Raw genomic sequence first — 17,531 nt, 5'->3', positions numbered from 1 at the left:
CGCGCTCACTAACGTAGCGCCTTTAATGACGCTACCCCCCGCAGGAGCTTTGCCATGGCCTCGCCAGCCCTCTCACATTTTCTTCCCCGGTTCGGCGTTGCCGCGGCAGTAGCCAGTGCATTAAGCCTGGCCGGTTGCCAGATCCAGAGCACCCAGGACACCCTGCCTCCCGTCGCCGGTGTGCAGCCGATCAAAGGCCTGGCACAGAATGTTTCGGTGCGCCGCAACGCCCAGGGCATGCCGCTGATCGAAAGCAACACCTTCCATGACGCGCTGTTCAGCCTTGGTTATGTGCACGCCAGCGACCGCATCACGCAGATGGTCACCTTGCGCTTGCTGGCTCAGGGCCGGCTGGCGGAAATGTCCGGCGCGGACATGCTGGATGTCGACCGTTTCATGCGGGCCGTTAACCTGAAAAAAAGCGCCGGCGAGCTGTACAACGCTTCGTCACCGCGCCTCAAGCGCTTCTTTGAAGTGTATGCCCGTGGCGTCAACGCCTACCTGTTCCGCTACCGCGACAAGCTGCCGCCGGACCTGGCCCAGACGGGCTACAAGCCGGAGTACTGGAAACCGGAAGATTCGGCACTGCTGTTCTGCCTGCTGAATTTCAGCGAGTCGAGCAACCTGCAGGAAGAGCTGTCGTCGTTGGTGCTCGCGCAAAAGGTCGGCGTCGACAAACTCGCCTGGCTTACCCCAAGCGCGCCGGACGAGCCGATCCCGCAGGCCGAAACCGACAAGCTCAAAGGCGTCAACCTCAGCCAGATCACCGGCCTGGCCGGGCTGGAAAGCGTCGGTCAGCAGTTGAGCAGCGTGAATGCGCTGGCCGTTACCACGTCAAGCAACTGGGCCATCGGCCCGCAACGCAGCCGCAGCGGCAAAAGTTTGCTGGCCAACGACCTCGCGGCCCAGCCACAAGCACCGTCGCCGTGGAACTACGTGCAGATTCGTGCGCCGAAATACCAGGCGGTCGGCGCCTCGATTGCCGGTTTGCCGACCCTGCTGTCGGGCTTCAACGGCAAAGTGGCGTGGAGCATGAGCGCCGTCAAAGGCGATACCCAGGACCTGTTCCTGGAGAAGGTCAAGCGCCAGGGCAGCGCGTTGTACTACGAGAACAACGGCAAATGGCTGCCGGCCGCCGTGCGTAACGAAACCTACTTCGCCAAGGGCCAGCGGCCGATTCGCGAAGTGGTGTACGAAACCCGCCACGGCGCCCTGCTCAACAGCAGCCAGGCCCTGACCAGCGGTTTCGGCCTGGCCCTGCAAACCGCCGATTTCAAGGACGACAAGAGCCTGGATGCGTTCTTCGACCTGTCCCGCGCACAAAGCGCCGGCAAGGCCTCGGATGCGACCCGTGAAATCCGCGCCATCGCCCTGAACATGATTTTCGCCGACGCCAGCAGCATTGGCTGGCAAGTCACCGGCCGCTTCCCCAACCGCCGCGAAGGCGAAGGCCTGCTGCCCTCGCCGGGCTGGGACGCGCGTTTCGACTGGGACGGTTACGCCGACGCGATGCTGCACCCCTACGATCAAGACCCGGCCCAAGGCTGGATCGGCACCGCCAACCAACGCACTGCGCCACGCGGCTATGGCATGCAGCTGTCCAACTCCTGGGATGCACCGGAACGCAGCGAGCGTCTGGCGCAACTGGCCAACGCCGGCAAGCATGACGCGCGCAGCATGATCGCCATGCAGTACGACCAGACCACCACGTTCGCCGCCAAACTCAAGAGCATGTTCCAGGCGCCGGGCATGGCCCAGCCGCTGAAACAGGCAATCGAGGCATTGCCGGCAGCCGAAGCGGCCAAGGCGCGCGAGGCGCTGACTCGCCTGATGGCTTTTGATGGCCGCCTGGCGCCGACTTCCGCTGACGCGGCGATCTACGAGCTGTTCCTGCAGGAAAGCACCAAACAGATCTTCCTCGACGAACTCGGCCCGGAAAACAGCGCCAGCTGGAAAGCCTTTATCAGCAACGCCAACGTGTCCTACTCCGCCAACGCCGACCACCTGCTGGGCCGCGAAGACAGCCCGTTCTGGGATGACGTGCGCACCGCGCAAAAAGAAGACAAGCCGGCGATCCTGGCCCGCAGCCTCGCCGCCGCAATCAGCGCCGGCGACAGCCAATTGGGCAGTGATCGCAAAGCCTGGCAGTGGGGCAAGTTGCACAGCACCACCTGGAAAAACACCAGCGGCCAAGTGATTCGTGGCCCATTCGCCAGTGGCGGCGACCACAACACCTTGAACCCGGCGCCGTATCGCTGGGGCCAGGACTTCGCGACGACCCAAGTGCCGGCGCTGCGCATGATCGTCGACTTTGGCCAGGCCGAACCGATGATGGGCCAGGGCGGCATCGGCCAGTCCGGCAACCCGGCCAGCCCGAACTATGCGAACGGCATCGACCCGGCGCTCAAGGCGCAATACCTGAGCTTCCCGATGCAGCCGCAGAATTTTGACAAGGTATATGGGAAGACCCGGTTGACCCTGACGCCCGGCAAGTAACCCGGTTTTTGACTGAAGAAACCGAATCAAACCGGTGGGAGCGGGCTTGCTCGCGAATGCGCTCGATCAGTCACTCAAGAATGGGCTGAACCCGCGCTTTCGCGAGCAAGCCCGCTCCCACATTGACCTTACGCATTCCGATAGAACTTCTCGCCCCACCGTCCCCTCATACCTGATAAGCCCATTGCCCGCGGCACGCCCATGGACCTTGTCATCGCCCGGCCCGAAGGCCTCTACTGCCCCGCCGGTGATTTTTACATCGACCCTTGGCGCCCCGTCGAGCGCTCGGTCATCACCCACGCCCACGGCGACCACGCCCGCACGGGCAACCAGCACTATCTGGCGGCCGCGCCCGGCGAAGGCATCCTGCGCTCGCGGTTGGGTCAGGACATCAACCTGCAGACCCTCGCCTACGGTGAAAAACTCCTGCACCACGGCGTCACGTTGAGCTTTCACCCCGCCGGGCATGTGCTCGGCTCAGCCCAGGTGCGACTGGAATACCAGGGCGAAGTCTGGGTCGCATCCGGTGACTACAAGGTCGAACCCGATGGCACGTGCGCGCCTTTCGAGCCGGTGCGTTGCCACACCTTTATCACCGAATCCACGTTTGGCCTGCCGATCTATCGCTGGCAGCCCCAGGCGCAGATCTTCGCCGGGATCAATGATTGGTGGCAGGCCAATATCGCCGCCGGCAAGGCCAGCGTGCTGTTCTGTTATTCCTTCGGCAAAGCCCAGCGCATCCTGCACGGCATCGATGCCAGTATCGGCCCGATCCTCAGCCACGGTGCGGTCGAACCCTTGAACCGCGTGTACCGCGAGGCCGGGGTCTATATCCCCGAAACCCTTTATGCTGGCGACGTTAACAAAACCGACCCGCTGCTGCGCCAAGCCTTGATCATTGCGCCACCCTCCGCCGGAGGCAGCAGCTGGATACGCCGCTTCGGCGACTACAGCGACGCGTTCGCCAGCGGCTGGATGCGCCTGCGCGGCACTCGGCGACGGCGCGGTGTGGACCGCGGCTTTGTGCTGTCGGACCACGCCGATTGGCCCGGCCTGTTGTGGGCCATCGAGCAAACCGGCGCCGAGCGGGTGATGGTCACCCACGGCTCCGTAGGCGTATTGGTGCGCCACCTGCGCGAAAAAGGCCTGGACGCCCAGGGCTTCACCACCGAATACGGTGATGATGAAGAAGAGGCCACGGCATGAAAGCATTCGCCGAGTTGTACGCCAACCTCGACGCCACCACGTCCAGCAACGCCAAGCTTGCCGCGCTGCAAACCTACTTTCGCCAAGCACCGCCACAGGATGCCGCGTGGGCCGTGTACTTCCTGTCCGGCGGGCGGCCGCGTCAACTGGTGCCAACACGCTTGCTGCGGGACATGGCCACCGAAGCGTCGGGCATTGAACCCTGGTTATTCGAGGAAAGTTACCAGTCCGTCGGCGACTTGGCGGAGACCATTTCCCTGCTGTTACCGGAATCGACCTACACCTCGGAAGACGGTCTGGCGGTATGGCTGGAAGAAAAGCTCCTGCCCCTGCGCGGTCTGCCGCCGCTGGAACTGGCCGAACGCCTGCCGGCGTTATGGGCGCAACTGGATCAACCGAGCCTGATGGTGTGCATCAAATTGATCACCGGCAGTTTTCGCGTGGGTGTGTCTAAATTGCTGGTCACCCGCGCCCTTGCCGCCATGGCCGACCTCGACAGCAAACGCGTGGCCCAGCGCTTGGTGGGCTACACCGACCTGTCCAACCGTCCGACAGCCGAAGGCTACCTCAAGCTAATCGCCGCCGAATCGTCCGACGAACATGCGCAACGCGGCGGCCAACCTTATCCATTTTTCCTCGCCCACGGGTTGGCCCAACCAGTGGAGCAATTCGACGCCCTGCTCGGCTCCCCCGCCGACTGGCAGGTGGAATGGAAATGGGACGGCATCCGCGCGCAACTGGTCAAGCGTGAAGGTCGCCTATGGGTCTGGTCTCGGGGGGAAGAGCTGGTCACCGAACGATTTCCTGAACTGCACAGCCTGGTGAGTGGGCTGCCGGATGGCACGGTAATCGACGGCGAAATCGTGGTGTGGAAGGACGCAGTGCAGCCTTTCGCACGCCTGCAACAGCGCATTGGCCGCAAAACCTTAAGCAAAAAAATCCTTGAGGACGCGCCGGTCGCCGTTTTGGCCTACGACCTGCTGGAATACCAGGGCGAAGACTGGCGCAACCACACCCAGGCCGAGCGCCGCGCCCAGCTTGAGCAGGTGATTGCGCAGTGCAACCAACCGATACTGTTGCCATCACCGCTGCTGACCGGTGACAGCTGGGCGGACCTCGCCCAACAACGTGAGGGCTCTCGCCGCCTCGGCGTGGAGGGCATGATGCTCAAGGCGCGTGAGGGTCTCTACGGCGTAGGCCGTACCAAGGACATGGGCGTGTGGTGGAAATGGAAAGTCGACCCGTTCAGCGTCGACGCCGTGTTGATTTACGCCCAGCGCGGCCATGGCCGCCGTGCCAGCCTGTATAGCGACTACACCTTCGCGGTGTGGGACGGCCCGCCGGGAACTGAACGCACGCTGGTGCCGTTCGCCAAGGCGTATTCGGGCCTGACTGACGAAGAAATGCGCAAGGTCGATGCCATCGTGCGTAAAACCACGCTGGAAAAATTCGGCCCGGTCAGCAGTGTGACGCCGAGCATGGTGTTTGAACTGGGGTTCGAGGGGATCGCCCTGTCCAAGCGGCACAAGAGCGGGATTGCGGTGCGGTTTCCGAGGATGCTGCGCTGGCGCCAGGATAAGGCGGTGGACGAGGCCGACAATCTGGGAACGCTGCAGGACTTACTGGCCTGACGCTTCTTCTGCAATCCCCTCAATGATTGTGGGAGCAGGCCAGCTCGCCGGTTTTTATCCGCATGCGCCTCTAAATGGTGCGCTGAAAAATTCATGCCCATTTTCGGGCATCTCCTACACTCAGAACTCCCTCGTCCTTCCTTTTAAAACAATCATTCGGAACGACATTCGGAACTATGGTGCAGAAATTGCTACCTGTGATCCGTCTGACACCGTTCAGTAACAGTCATAAACGCGCCACAAGCGCTTATCTTGGTTTCCAGGGATTACATAATGAAAAAAGCATTGCTGACCCTTTCTGCACTGGCTCTGTGCATGGCTGCTGGTGTTGCTACAGCCAAGGAATACAAGGAATTGCGTTTTGGTGTCGATCCTTCCTACGCGCCGTTCGAATCCAAGGCCGCCGACGGCAGCCTGGTAGGCTTCGATATCGACCTGGGCAATGCGATCTGCGCCGAGCTGAAGGTCAAGTGCAAGTGGGTCGAAAGTGACTTTGACGGCATGATTCCAGGCCTCAACGCCAACAAGTTCGACGGCGTGATTTCCTCGATGACCGTGACCGAAGCCCGTGAAAAGGCGATCGACTTCTCCAGCGAGCTGTTCTCCGGCCCGACTTCGCTGGTGTTCAAGAAAGGCGCGAACTACTCCACGCCTGAGTCGCTCAAGGGCAAATCCGTGGGTTACGAGCAAGGCACCATCCAGGAAGCCTACGCCAAGGCCGTATTGGATAAAGCCGGTGTCACCACCAAGGCCTATGCCAACCAGGACCAAGTGTACGCCGACCTGACTTCCGGTCGTCTCGACGCTTCGGTGCAGGACATGCTGCAAGCCGAACTGGGCTTTTTGAAGTCGCCAGCGGGCGCTGGCTACGAAGTCAGCAAGGCCATCGATGACCCACTGTTGCCATCCAAAACGGCGGTCGGTATCAAAAAAGGTAACAAAGACCTCAAGGCCCTGCTCGATAAAGGTATCAAAGCGTTACACGATGATGGCACCTACGCCACCATCCAGAAGAAACACTTCGGCGATCTGAACCTGTACAGCGGTAAATAACACCCTGGCGCCCACCTTTTTCAGGTGGGCGCTTTTTTATCGCCATAGGTCCTGAATTCATGTTTGAAGATCTTTTGCAAACCCTGGGGCTGAGTGCCTTCAGTTTGAAGGGGTTCGGCCCGCTTTTGCTGCAAGGTACGTGGATGACCGTGAAACTGTCGGTCGCCTCCCTGGCCGTCAGCGTTCTACTGGGCCTGATCGGCGCCAGCGCAAAACTGTCCAGCGTCAGCCTGATCCGCATCCCCGCCCAGCTCTACACCACCTTGATTCGCGGCGTGCCCGACCTGGTGCTGATGTTGCTGATTTTCTACAGCCTGCAAATCTGGCTGACCGGTTTTACCGACTTCATGGAATGGGACTACATCGAGATCGACCCATTCAGCGCCGGGGTTATCACCCTGGGCTTCATCTACGGTGCCTACTTCACCGAGACCTTTCGCGGCGCCATCCTCGCGGTGCCCCGTGGTCAGCTCGAAGCCGCGACCGCCTATGGGCTGACTCGCGGGCAGCGGTTTCGCTTTGTAACTTTCCCACAGATGATGCGCTTTGCCCTGCCGGGCATCGGTAACAACTGGATGGTGATGCTCAAGGCCACCGCGCTGGTGTCGATCATCGGTCTCGCTGACCTGGTCAAGGCTGCCCAGGATGCGGGCAAGAGTACCTATCAACTGTTCTACTTCCTGGTAATCGCGGCATTTATCTACTTGCTGATCACCAGCGCCTCTAACTTTGTCCTGCGCCGGCTTGAACGTCGCTACTCCGCTGGGTCCAGGGAGGCCGTGCGATGATCGAACTTCTGCAGCAATACTGGCGCCCCTTCCTTTATAGCGACGGCCAGCACATCACCGGGCTCGCGATGACCATGTGGCTGCTCAGCGCCTCGCTGGTGTTTGGTTTTCTGGTGTCGATCCCGCTGTCCATCGCCCGCGTGTCGCGCAAACGCTATATTCGCTGGCCGGTGCAGTTCTACACCTACCTGTTTCGTGGCACGCCGCTCTATATCCAACTGCTGATCTGCTACACCGGGATCTACAGCATTGCCGCCGTACGCGCGCAGCCGGTGCTGGATGCGTTCTTTCGCGACGCGATGAACTGCACCATCCTGGCGTTTGCCCTCAATACCTGCGCCTACACCACCGAAATTTTCGCCGGGTCGATCCGCAGCATGGCCCACGGTGAGGTCGAGGCGGCCAAGGCCTATGGCCTGAGCGGTTGGAAGCTGTATGCGTATGTGATCATGCCGTCGGCCCTGCGCCGCTCATTGCCGTACTACAGCAATGAAGTGATCCTGATGCTGCACTCGACCACCGTGGCCTTTACCGCGACGGTGCCGGACATTCTCAAGGTTGCCCGGGACGCCAACTCGGCCACCTACATGACCTTTCAATCATTCGGTATCGCCGCACTGATCTACCTGACCGTGACCTTTGCCCTGGTCGGTCTGTTTCGTCTGGCGGAGCGCCGCTGGCTGGCCTTCCTCGGGCCGAGCCACTAAGGAGCATTCATGCGTCATCAGGTACACGAACTGATCGCGCCGGTGCCAGGTACGGCGCGGCAGATTCACAGTTTCCACTTCGGCCCGGAACAGGCTGAAGGCAAGGTCTACATCCAGTCATCGCTGCATGCCGATGAACTGCCGGGCATGCTGGTGGCCTGGCACTTGAAGGCGCGCCTTGCCGAGCTGGCCGCTGCCGGACGGCTGCTGAGTGAAGTCGTGTTGGTGCCGATCGCCAACCCGGTGGGCCTGGAACAGGTGTTGATGGACATCCCACTGGGCCGCTACGAACTGGAAAGCGGGCAGAACTTCAATCGCCTGTTTGTCGACCTCAGCGACGAGGTTGGCAATCAGGTCGAAGACCTGCTGGGAGAGGACCCCAAGCACAACGTCGAACTCATTCGCGACGCCCTGAGCCTGGCCCTTGCGGCGCACACCGCGCAGACCCAGTTGCAATCACAACGCCTGGTGCTGCAACGCCTGGCCTGCGACGCTGACATGGTGCTGGACCTGCATTGCGACTTTGAAGCCGTGGCGCACCTGTACACCACGCCCGAGGCCTGGCCGCAGGTGGAGCCATTGGCGCGCTATATCGGCTCGGAAGCCAACTTGCTCGCCACCGATTCCGGCGGGCAGTCCTTTGATGAGTGTTTCACCCTGGTGTGGTGGCAGTTGCAGCAACGCTTCGGCGAGCGCTTCCCGATTCCCATGGGCAGCTTTTCGGTGACCGTCGAACTGCGCGGCCAAGGCGACGTCAACCACGGCCTGGCCGGCCTCGATTGCCAGGCGATTATCGACTATCTGATTCACTTCGGCGCCATTACCGGCGACGCTGCGCCATTGCCCGACTTGCCCTACCCGGCCACCCCACTGGCGGGTGTCGAGCCGGTCACCACGCCCGTCGGCGGCTTGCTGGTGTTCAGCGCCCTGCCGGGCGAATACCTGGAGGCGGGGCAACTGATCGCTGAAATCATCGACCCTATTACTGACCGCGTAACGCCCGTGCACTGCAAAAATGCCGGCCTGCTTTACGCCCGTTCGCTGCGGCGCATGGCCACTGCCGGCATGGTGATCAGCCATGTCGCCGGCACTGAAGCCTACCGCAGTGGCTACCTACTTTCGCCTTGAGGATGCACGCCCCATGTACAAATTGACCGTTGAAGGCCTGCATAAAAGCTATGGCGACAATGAAGTGCTCAAAGGTGTCTCGCTCAAGGCCAAGACCGGTGACGTGATCAGCCTGATCGGCGCCAGTGGCTCGGGCAAGAGCACCTTTTTGCGCTGCATCAACTTTCTGGAAACCCCCAATGACGGCGCGATGACCCTCGACGGCCAGCAGATCCGCATGGTCAGCGACCGCCACGGCATGCGCGTGGCCGACGACGCCGAGCTGCAACGCCTGCGCACGCGCCTGGCGATGGTGTTCCAGCATTTCAACTTGTGGAGCCACATGAGCGTGCTGGAAAACATCACCATGGCCCCGCGCCGGGTGCTGGGTTGCAGCAAGAAGGACGCCGAAGACCGCGCCCGTCGCTACCTGGACAAAGTGGGTTTGCCGGCGCGCGTGGCCGATCAATACCCGGCGTTCCTGTCCGGTGGCCAGCAGCAACGCGTGGCCATCGCCCGTGCCCTGGCCATGGAGCCTGAGGTGATGCTGTTCGACGAACCCACCTCGGCCCTCGACCCGGAACTCGTGGGCGAAGTGCTGAAAGTGATCCAGGGGCTGGCCGAGGAAGGCCGCACCATGATTATGGTCACCCACGAAATGAGCTTTGCCCGCAAGGTGTCGAGCCAGGTGCTGTTCCTGCACAAAGGCCTGGTGGAAGAGCAAGGCACGCCCGAAGAGGTGCTGGGCAACCCGAAGAGCGAGCGCCTGCAGCAATTTCTGAGCGGTAATTTGAAGTAAACCTTTGCGGCGCCTGGAGGGTCTTTGAAAGACAACCTCCAGAGCGTCAGCCGCCCCATGGCAAAACCCCTCGACTTCGCAAAACACTGGTTTGCCGCCAAGGGCTGGAAGCCGTTCGCCTTTCAAAAGGCCGTATGGGCAGCGGTCAAGGAGGGCCAATCGGGGTTGCTGCATGCCAGCACCGGCGCGGGTAAAACCTACGCGCTGTGGTTTGCCGCCCTCAATCGTTTCGCCATCACTCGCCCGCCCGCCACCGGCAAACGCAAAGCGCCTGCTGAGCCGCTCAGCGTGTTGTGGATCACGCCCATGCGCGCATTAGCCGCCGACACCGCCCGCGCTCTGGAAGCGCCGCTTGCGGCCTTGCAGATTCCCTGGAGCGTCGGCCTGCGCACCGGCGACACCAGCAGCAGCGAACGCGCACGCCAGACGCGTCGGCAACCTACCGCGCTGGTCACCACACCGGAAAGCCTGACGTTGATGCTGGCGCGTGCCGACAGTGAAACGAGCCTGGCGCATCTGCGCATGGTGATCGTGGATGAGTGGCATGAACTGATCGGCAATAAACGCGGGGTACAACTGCAACTGGCGTTGGCGCGTCTGCGGCGCTGGCATCCGGAGCTCGTGGTGTGGGGCATTTCGGCAACGCTGGGTAATCAGGCCCACGCCTTGGAGGTCCTGGTCCCACAGGGCGGCGGGATCAATGTGCAGGGGCAAACGGCTAAAGAGCTGAAGGTCGACACCCTTTTGCCGCCCGTTGCCGAGCGTTTTCCCTGGGCCGGGCATATCGGTTTGAAAATGTTGCCGCAGGTCGTGGCCGAAGTGGATACCAGCAGCAGCTGCCTGGTGTTTACCAATACCCGGGCGCAGTCGGAGATCTGGTACCAGGCGTTGCTGGAGGCACGCCCGGATTGGGCCGGCGTGATTGCTTTGCACCACGGCTCGTTGTCGCGGGAGACGCGTGACTGGGTGGAGCGGGCCTTGAAGGATGGCCAGTTGAAAGCGGTGGTGTGTACCTCCAGCCTGGACCTGGGCGTGGATTTCCTGCCGGTGGAGCGGGTGCTGCAGATCGGCTCGGCCAAAGGCGTCGCGCGCTTGATGCAACGCGCGGGGCGCTCCGGCCATGCGCCGGGGCGGCCGTCACGGGTGACGCTGGTGCCAACCCACAGCCTCGAATTGGTGGAAGCGGCAGCGGCGCAGGATGCCATCGCCCTGCGGCACATCGAAGCCCGAGAATCGCCTTACAAACCATTGGATGTGCTCGTACAGCACCTGGTCAGCATGGCCCTGGGCGGTGGGTTTATCCCCCAGGCGCTGCTGGCGGAGGTGCGCGGTGCCTGGGCCTATCGCGACCTCACAGACGCCGATTGGGCCTGGGCGCTGGGGTTTGTGCGCCATGGCGGCCTGTCACTGACTGCCTACCCGGACTATCGCCGTGTGGAGCCCGACGAACAGGGTATCTGGCGTGTGCCGGATGCCCGCCTGGCGCGCCGTCACCGCATGAGCGTGGGCACGATCGTCAGCGACGCCAGTATTCAGCTGAAATTCTGGAGCAAGGGCGGTGGCGGCAAGAACCTGGGCAGTGTCGAGGAAGGCTTTATCGCCCGACTCAAACCCGGGGATGGTTTTCTGTTTGCCGGGCGTTTACTGGAGCTGGTGCGGGTGGAAAACATGACCGCCTATGTGCGACGCAGCACCGCGAAAAAAGCCGCCGTGCCGCGCTGGAATGGCGGGCGCATGCCGCTCTCCAATGAGTTGGCCCAAGCGGTGGTTGAGCGTTTTGATGCCGCCGCGCACGGGCGATATGACGGCCCTGAGATGCGGGCGGTGCAACCGTTGCTGCACACTCAGTTGCGCTGGTCGGGCCTGCCAACGCGCGAGCATTTACTCGCCGAAGCCCTGAAATCGCGGGAGGGCTGGCACCTGTTTCTCTACCCGTTTGCGGGGCGCCAGGTGCATCTGGGGCTGGCGAGTCTGTTGGCGTGGCGGGTCAGCCAACTGCAACCGGTGACCTTTTCGATTGCCGTGAATGATTACGGCTTGGAACTGTTGAGCGCCACGCCGGTGGACTGGCCGCTTTTATTGAACGAGGCGCTGCTGAGTCCGGCGAATTTATTGCCGGATGTAGCGGCCAGCCTGAACGCAGGTGAACTGGCCCTGCGCCGCTTTCGCGAAATCGCACGCATCGCCGGGCTGGTGTTTGCCGGCTACCCCGGCGCGCCGAAAAGCACCCGTCAGGTGCAGGCGTCCAGCGGCTTGTTCTATGAAGTGTTCAAGCAATACGACCCGCAGAACCTGCTGCTGACCCAGGCCGGGGAAGAAGTCCTGCGGGACGAGTTGGATATTCGTCGCCTGGAAGACACCCTGCGCCATCTGGTGGCGCTGAAACTGGACCTGCATGCGATCGAACGGCCTACACCGCTGGCCTTCCCACTGCTGGTGGAGCGGATGCGCGAAAGCATGAGCTCGGAAAAGCTGTCCGAGCGCATTGCGCGGATGGTCCGGGACCTGGAAAAAGTCGCAGACAACGGGGAGCGCTAAGCGTGTATTCAGTGATGCTTGAGGGTGAGGACGTGTGGTTGTTGGCTGAAAAGGCGATGTACTGGCCTGCTCGCCAGTGCCTGCTGATTGCCGATGCACATTTTGGCAAAGCCTCGGCCTATCGCAGCCTGGGGCAGCCAGTACCACAGGGCACCACTTCGGAAAACCTGCAACGCCTGGACCGGCTGCTGTCGGCCTTGCCGTGCGCGCAGGTGATCTTTCTCGGGGACTTCCTGCATGGCCCCGGCTCTCACGCCAGCGGCACCCTGAGCGCCTTGAGGGCCTGGCGGGAGCGCAATCGCGAGCTGAGCCTGACCTTGATTCGTGGCAATCACGATAAACGCGCAGGTGACCCGCCGGCTGACTTGAGGATTGAGGTGGTGCCAGAGCCGCTGCTGATGGGGCCGTTTGCGCTACAGCATGAGCCCGACGCCCACGCCAGCCACCACGTACTCGCAGGGCACGTGCATCCGGTGTATCGATTGCGTGGCAAAGGTCGCCAGAGCTTACGGCTGCCGTGCTTTCAGATCGGCTCACGCATCAGCTTACTGCCAGCGTTTGGCGCGTTTACCGGTGGTTTTGCAGTGGAACACAGCGTGGATCAGCAGATCTTTGTGATCGGCGATGAGGACGTCTGGCCGGTGCGCTGACGTGCCGGCCATGTCCCTGCCCTGACGAAATCAGGCGACAGGCGCGGGTGGCGGCTCATCCGGAAGTGTTGGTTCACCGGGCTCGGTGGGCTGCTGGGGCCAATCTTCGTCAGGTTGACCAGGGATGCCGCCCGCATACGCTGGGTCGGCCATCAGGGACCAGGCCAAAACACCAATCTGGTTGGGTTCAAGCCGGGCGAGTTCAGCGCTGATACGCGGGTCAATCTTCATAAAGTACTCCTCAAGCGTGGCTCGGTGCGTTTTGCACGCACCGAGGCAGTACACCCAATAGAGTCAATTCCCGCTGACTAATTCCCTTTACGTGTAAGACCTTTCGATCAAGCGCGTGGGAGAGTGACGCCACGCTGGCCCTGATACTTGCCGGCGCGGTCTTTATAGGACACTTCACAGGCTTCGTCGGACTGCAGGAACAGCATTTGCGCCACGCCTTCGTTGGCGTAGATCTTGGCTGGCAACGTGGTGGTATTGGAGAACTCCAGGGTCACATGGCCTTCCCACTCGGGCTCCAGCGGCGTCACGTTAACGATGATGCCGCAGCGCGCGTAGGTGCTTTTACCCAGGCAGATGGTCAGCACGTCACGGGGAATACGGAAGAATTCCACGGTGCGCGCCAGGGCAAAGGAGTTTGGCGGAATGATGCACACGTCGCTCTTGACGTCGACGAAGCTCTTTTCGTCGAAGTTTTTCGGATCGACGATGGCCGAGTTGATGTTGGTGAACACCTTGAATTCATCGGCGCAACGCACGTCGTAGCCGTAGCTGGATACACCGTAGGAAATCACGGGAGCCGCGCCTTCGCCACGGATCTGGCGCTCAACGAAGGGCTCGATCATGCCGTGCTCTTGCGCCATGCGGCGAATCCACTTGTCCGATTTGATGCTCATGGCGGGTGTCCTGAATAGCGAGGTGGAAAAATTCTGTTGGGCATCTTACCGGGGCCGGCCGTGGGGTTCAAAGGGCGTGGGGTTTTTCTTGATGAATGCGCTGCCTGCTATAAGGCGCAGCCAGTCGGGCCGGGCCCCGCGCTACGGCGCTGGACGACTGTAAATACCACCGCCAGTCACGAAAATAGAGAAACCTTCGGAAATACCATTGGCACGTTCCGGAAAAAGGGTTAAGGTGGCGCCACTGTGCTGCTTGTGTCACTGAGAATCTCTACACGATATGTTGAATTTCGATCCAACCATCTCCAAGAATTTTTCCTGCTCTTTGCACTCAGTCTCGGCCAGGGCTTTTCCTGAGTCGCAGTTAACTTTGTCCAAGGAGATACACCATGTCTAATCGCCAAACTGGTACCGTTAAGTGGTTCAACGATGAAAAAGGCTTCGGCTTCATCACTCCACAATCCGGTGACGACCTGTTCGTTCACTTCAAAGCTATCCAATCCGACGGCTTCAAAAGCCTGAAAGAAGGCCAACAGGTTTCTTTCATCGCTACCCGCGGTCAGAAAGGCATGCAAGCTGAAGAAGTTCAAGTTATCTAACTTGTACTGACTTAGTCGAAAAAACCCCGCCCTTAAAAGCGGGGTTTTTTTATGCCTGGGATTTGACTCTACGCCAATAGAATTCCTGGCACAAAAAAATGTGGGAGTGAGCTGTATGTGGAAGCTGGCTTGCCTGCGCTAGCATCGACTCGGTGTAACTGATGAACCGAGGTGATGCTAGCGCAGGCAAGCCAGCGTCCACACACGCCTACTCCCACATTTCGTATAGCGTCTTTACTGGAACAACGACTCACTCGACAAGCCATTCTTCTCGAGGATCTCACGCAAGCGCTTGAGGCCCTCTACCTGGATCTGCCGCACCCGCTCACGGGTCAGGCCAATTTCCAGGCCTACATCCTCCAGGGTGCTGCTCTCATGGCCACGCAGGCCGAAGCGGCGAATCACCACTTCACGCTGCTTATCCGTGAGCTCAGACAGCCACTGGTCAATGCTTTGGGAAAGATCATCGTCCTGCAACAGCTCGCAAGGATCCGTCGGGCGATCATCCGTAAGGGTGTCCAGCAGGGTTTTATCCGAATCCGGACCCAGCGAGACATCGACCGAAGACACGCGCTCATTCAAGCCAAGCATGCGCTTGACCTCCCCTACCGGTTTTTCCAGCAGGTTGGCGATCTCTTCAGGCGAAGGTTCATGATCGAGTTTTTGTGTGAGCTCTCGCGCTGCCCGCAGGTAGACGTTGAGCTCTTTGACCACATGGATCGGCAACCGGATCGTGCGGGTCTGATTCATGATCGCCCGTTCGATGGTCTGGCGGATCCACCAGGTGGCATAGGTTGAAAAGCGGAAGCCCCGCTCAGGGTCGAACTTCTCCACCGCCCGGATCAAGCCCAGGTTGCCCTCTTCGATCAGGTCCAACAGGGACAGACCACGATTGACATAACGCCGGGCGATTTTAACCACCAGCCGCAGGTTACTTTCAATCATGCGCTTACGCCCGGCCGGATCGCCCTTTTGCGACAAGCGCGCAAAATGGACTTCTTCTTCGGGCGTCAGCAGAGGGGAAAAGCCGATCTCATTGAGGTACAGCTGCGTTGCGTCGAGCGCCCGCGTGTAGTCAATGTACTTGTGTTGCTTTAACGCGGTGGAGTTCTTGGATTTGGTGCGAACTGAAGGTGTAGCAGACCCTTCATCATTCGACATCGATTCCTTATCGGTGAGTATCTCAATAGCGAGATCCTCATCGTCGATGTCAAACTCCGGCGCTTCTTTACTGAGAGCCATTGTTATAGTCCTTTGGTGAGTTCGACCTCAAGCTCAAGCGACGCCTATATCCTTGGCAACGCTGGAGCCTGTTCCTTCTACGTGAGGGAACAGGCTGTGCAACACATCAACGACGGGGTAGGAATTGCAGCGGATCTACAGGTTTCCCTTGGCGGCGAATCTCAAAGTGCAGTTTCACCCGGTCTGTACCAGTTGACCCCATTTCGGCAATTGTCTGTCCGACTTTGACCTGCTGCCCCTCCCGAACCAACAGCCTACGGTTGTGGCCGTAAGCACTGACGTAGGTATCGCTGTGTTTGATGATGACCAGCTCGCCGTAGCCCCGTAAACCACTCCCGGCGTAAACCACTGTCCCATCAGACGCAGCTAAAACAGGCTGTCCCAAATCCCCGGCGATATCAATGCCTTTATTCAAACTACCGTTTGAAGAGAATTTTCCAATCAATACACCGTTTGAAGGCCATCCCCAGCCGGTCGGAGCCGGCCCGGCAGGCGGCAACGGCGCGGGTGCCGGCTTGCTCGCAACCGTAGACGTGGCGGTGCCTGCAGGTCGGGTGATGACGGTCCTTCTGCTCGAGGACGACGGCGAAGATCCGGAATTTGTCACAACTGCCGTAGGGGTTGAGCCCGTGCGGCCATCGAAGCGGATGGTTTGCCCGGGATGGATCGTATAGGGCACAGGAATATTGTTACGCGCTGCGAGTGCCTTGTAATCCCACCCATAACGGAAGGCGATCGAGAACATCGTGTCCCCCTTTCGCACTACATATTGCCCGGTGGTGACCGTCGGCTTTTGCGGCGCGGCGCTGTTTCGGTCGACAACCCGCGCACCGCTGGATGGGGAGCTTGAGCAACCCACCAACAAGGAACTCAAGACAAGGCCAAGCACCAGTCGCTGAAAGCTTGTTTTACTCATACGCTGCGCAAGACCTGTGAGACTCACCCGCCGCTCCCTTTGTGGTGGCTGAACATGAACGCCTGTATCAGGCTTGAAATATGACGCAAGTATAACTGGGCATTGGCGTTTTTACCGGCACACGACTGAAACGAAAAATTCATGATGTTTAATCACGGCTTCCAATCACGTTGACTCTATAAGCCCGGCTGTAAGACACATCCCCACCCACAGAATTCACTGTTTGCGAATAAATGATCAGGCCAGCGGGCCATTGAGCAACGGCACGAAGCGCACAGCGCCGAGCACATGCCGGGAAAAGCCTTCGTCCTCTCGGATAATGAGCATCAATTGTTGCACTTCGCCGGAGCCCACCGGGATGACCAACCGCCCGCCAGGCGCCAGTTGATCGAGCAACGCTTGCGGCACGTCGGTCGCGACAGCCGTGACGATAATGCCGTTATAGGGCGCCAGCGCAGGCCAGCCTTCCCAACCATCGCCCCAACGGAACACCACGTTGCGCAGGTTGAGCTCCACCAGGCGCTCCTTGGCGCGATCCTGCAGGACCTTGATGCGCTCCACCGAGAACACCCGCTCCACCAGTTGCGAGAGCACGGCAGTCTGGTAACCCGAACCGGTGCCGATCTCCAGCACCTTGTCCAACGGCCCGGCCGCCAACAGCAGTTCGCTCATGCGCGCGACCATATACGGCTGTGAGATGGTCTGGTTGTGGCCAATCGGCAATGCGGTGTCTTCATAGGCGCGATGGGCCAGGGCCTCATCGACAAACAGGTGCCGCGGCGTGCGCCGGATAACTTCCAGCACCTGGGCGTTGGACAGGCCTTCTTCATACAGGCGCTGGATCAAACGCTCGCGGGTACGCTGGGAGGTCATCCCGATGCCACGACGCAACAG

Annotated in this window: 16 protein-coding genes; 11 read left to right on the top strand and 5 right to left on the bottom strand. The window is 60.6% G+C overall.

What is annotated here, in order from left to right; all coding sequences use genetic code 11:
- The first annotated feature begins 54 nt into the window (after positions 1-54).
- From CPH89_RS17575 to pdeM, 10 genes are all read left to right on the top strand, one after another.
- The gene (locus CPH89_RS17575; RefSeq protein WP_053254767.1) at positions 55-2,496 is read left to right on the top strand and encodes a penicillin acylase family protein; all 2,442 of its coding nucleotides are present in this window, start codon (positions 55-57) and stop codon (positions 2,494-2,496) included.
- 201 nt (positions 2,497-2,697) lie between these two features.
- Positions 2,698-3,702 (top strand): ligase-associated DNA damage response exonuclease, encoded by a 1,005-nt coding sequence (locus CPH89_RS17570; protein WP_053254766.1) that lies wholly within the window; start codon positions 2,698-2,700, stop codon positions 3,700-3,702.
- Positions 3,699-5,333 carry an ATP-dependent DNA ligase gene (locus CPH89_RS17565; protein WP_053254765.1) on the top strand — a complete coding sequence of 545 codons (1,635 nt, stop codon included), beginning with the start codon at positions 3,699-3,701 and terminating at the stop codon, positions 5,331-5,333. Before CPH89_RS17570 ends, CPH89_RS17565 begins: the two co-directional genes overlap by 4 nt.
- A 273-nt stretch (positions 5,334-5,606) precedes the next feature.
- On the top strand, positions 5,607-6,386 hold the full coding sequence (locus CPH89_RS17560; protein ID WP_053254764.1) for a transporter substrate-binding domain-containing protein: 780 nt from the start codon (positions 5,607-5,609) through the stop codon (positions 6,384-6,386).
- Between the two features lie 59 nt (positions 6,387-6,445).
- Positions 6,446-7,174, top strand: coding sequence for an ABC transporter permease (locus CPH89_RS17555; RefSeq protein WP_053254763.1), 729 nt, complete (start codon positions 6,446-6,448; stop codon positions 7,172-7,174).
- Complete coding sequence (locus CPH89_RS17550) at positions 7,171-7,881, top strand: ABC transporter permease (protein ID WP_053254762.1); 711 nt, start codon at positions 7,171-7,173, stop codon at positions 7,879-7,881. The genes CPH89_RS17555 and CPH89_RS17550 overlap by 4 nt, the downstream gene beginning before the upstream one ends.
- A 9-nt stretch (positions 7,882-7,890) precedes the next feature.
- Positions 7,891-9,009: a succinylglutamate desuccinylase/aspartoacylase family protein gene (locus tag CPH89_RS17545; RefSeq protein WP_053254761.1), complete on the top strand. Its 1,119-nt coding sequence runs from the start codon at positions 7,891-7,893 to the stop codon at positions 9,007-9,009.
- 13 nt (positions 9,010-9,022) lie between these two features.
- Positions 9,023-9,787, top strand: coding sequence for an ABC transporter ATP-binding protein (locus CPH89_RS17540; RefSeq protein ID WP_053254760.1), 765 nt, complete (start codon positions 9,023-9,025; stop codon positions 9,785-9,787).
- Positions 9,788-9,844: 57 nt separating this feature from the next.
- Positions 9,845-12,325 (top strand): ligase-associated DNA damage response DEXH box helicase, encoded by a 2,481-nt coding sequence (locus CPH89_RS17535; RefSeq protein WP_053255349.1) that lies wholly within the window; start codon positions 9,845-9,847, stop codon positions 12,323-12,325.
- Positions 12,326-12,339: 14 nt separating this feature from the next.
- On the top strand, positions 12,340-12,975 hold the full coding sequence (gene pdeM / locus CPH89_RS17530) for a ligase-associated DNA damage response endonuclease PdeM (RefSeq protein ID WP_053255348.1): 636 nt from the start codon (positions 12,340-12,342) through the stop codon (positions 12,973-12,975).
- Between the two features lie 30 nt (positions 12,976-13,005).
- On the opposite strand, the gene CPH89_RS17525 is transcribed toward pdeM, so the two are convergent.
- Positions 13,006-13,206: a hypothetical protein gene (locus CPH89_RS17525; RefSeq protein WP_027604457.1), complete on the bottom strand. Its 201-nt coding sequence runs from the start codon at positions 13,204-13,206 to the stop codon at positions 13,006-13,008.
- Between the two features lie 107 nt (positions 13,207-13,313).
- Positions 13,314-13,880 carry a dCTP deaminase gene (gene dcd, locus CPH89_RS17520; RefSeq protein ID WP_017137166.1) on the bottom strand — a complete coding sequence of 189 codons (567 nt, stop codon included), beginning with the start codon at positions 13,878-13,880 and terminating at the stop codon, positions 13,314-13,316.
- A gap of 389 nt (positions 13,881-14,269) precedes the next feature.
- Between dcd and CPH89_RS17515 the strand changes: the two genes are divergently transcribed.
- Positions 14,270-14,479 (top strand): cold-shock protein, encoded by a 210-nt coding sequence (locus CPH89_RS17515; RefSeq protein ID WP_002554837.1) that lies wholly within the window; start codon positions 14,270-14,272, stop codon positions 14,477-14,479.
- A gap of 234 nt (positions 14,480-14,713) precedes the next feature.
- On the opposite strand, the gene rpoS is transcribed toward CPH89_RS17515, so the two are convergent.
- From rpoS to CPH89_RS17500, 3 genes are all read right to left on the bottom strand, one after another.
- Positions 14,714-15,721 carry an RNA polymerase sigma factor RpoS gene (rpoS, locus tag CPH89_RS17510; protein WP_053254759.1) on the bottom strand — a complete coding sequence of 336 codons (1,008 nt, stop codon included), beginning with the start codon at positions 15,719-15,721 and terminating at the stop codon, positions 14,714-14,716.
- Between the two features lie 106 nt (positions 15,722-15,827).
- On the bottom strand, positions 15,828-16,664 hold the full coding sequence (locus CPH89_RS17505) for a peptidoglycan DD-metalloendopeptidase family protein (RefSeq protein WP_069552040.1): 837 nt from the start codon (positions 16,662-16,664) through the stop codon (positions 15,828-15,830).
- A 210-nt stretch (positions 16,665-16,874) separates the two neighbouring features.
- Entirely contained in the window at positions 16,875-17,510 is a 636-nt protein-coding gene (locus tag CPH89_RS17500) for a protein-L-isoaspartate(D-aspartate) O-methyltransferase (protein WP_169850588.1), read from the bottom strand.
- Positions 17,511-17,531: the final 21 nt, after the last annotated feature.

The organism is Pseudomonas fluorescens (assembly GCF_900215245.1).
In the GTDB taxonomy this organism is placed as follows: Bacteria; Pseudomonadota; Gammaproteobacteria; order Pseudomonadales; family Pseudomonadaceae; genus Aquipseudomonas; species Aquipseudomonas fluorescens.
Note: the sequence above shows the minus strand (reverse complement) of the source record. Positions and strands in the feature narration are given on the sequence as shown.

Excerpts from the sequence above, each read along its gene's own strand:
- CPH89_RS17575 (WP_053254767.1), top strand. The coding sequence starts at position 55 with ATGGCCTCGCCAGCCCTCTCACATTTTCTTCCCCGGTTCGGCGTTGCC.
- CPH89_RS17570 (WP_053254766.1), top strand. The coding sequence starts at position 2,698 with ATGGACCTTGTCATCGCCCGGCCCGAAGGCCTCTACTGCCCCGCCGGT.
- CPH89_RS17565 (WP_053254765.1), top strand. The coding sequence starts at position 3,699 with ATGAAAGCATTCGCCGAGTTGTACGCCAACCTCGACGCCACCACGTCC.
- CPH89_RS17560 (WP_053254764.1), top strand. The coding sequence starts at position 5,607 with ATGAAAAAAGCATTGCTGACCCTTTCTGCACTGGCTCTGTGCATGGCT.
- CPH89_RS17555 (WP_053254763.1), top strand. The coding sequence starts at position 6,446 with ATGTTTGAAGATCTTTTGCAAACCCTGGGGCTGAGTGCCTTCAGTTTG.
- CPH89_RS17550 (WP_053254762.1), top strand. The coding sequence starts at position 7,171 with ATGATCGAACTTCTGCAGCAATACTGGCGCCCCTTCCTTTATAGCGAC.
- CPH89_RS17545 (WP_053254761.1), top strand. The coding sequence starts at position 7,891 with ATGCGTCATCAGGTACACGAACTGATCGCGCCGGTGCCAGGTACGGCG.
- CPH89_RS17540 (WP_053254760.1), top strand. The coding sequence starts at position 9,023 with ATGTACAAATTGACCGTTGAAGGCCTGCATAAAAGCTATGGCGACAAT.
- CPH89_RS17535 (WP_053255349.1), top strand. The coding sequence starts at position 9,845 with ATGGCAAAACCCCTCGACTTCGCAAAACACTGGTTTGCCGCCAAGGGC.
- pdeM (WP_053255348.1), top strand. The coding sequence starts at position 12,340 with ATGCTTGAGGGTGAGGACGTGTGGTTGTTGGCTGAAAAGGCGATGTAC.
- CPH89_RS17525 (WP_027604457.1), bottom strand. The coding sequence starts at position 13,206 with ATGAAGATTGACCCGCGTATCAGCGCTGAACTCGCCCGGCTTGAACCC.
- dcd (WP_017137166.1), bottom strand. The coding sequence starts at position 13,880 with ATGAGCATCAAATCGGACAAGTGGATTCGCCGCATGGCGCAAGAGCAC.
- CPH89_RS17515 (WP_002554837.1), top strand. The coding sequence starts at position 14,270 with ATGTCTAATCGCCAAACTGGTACCGTTAAGTGGTTCAACGATGAAAAA.
- rpoS (WP_053254759.1), bottom strand. The coding sequence starts at position 15,721 with ATGGCTCTCAGTAAAGAAGCGCCGGAGTTTGACATCGACGATGAGGAT.
- CPH89_RS17500 (WP_169850588.1), bottom strand. The coding sequence starts at position 17,510 with ATGACCTCCCAGCGTACCCGCGAGCGTTTGATCCAGCGCCTGTATGAA.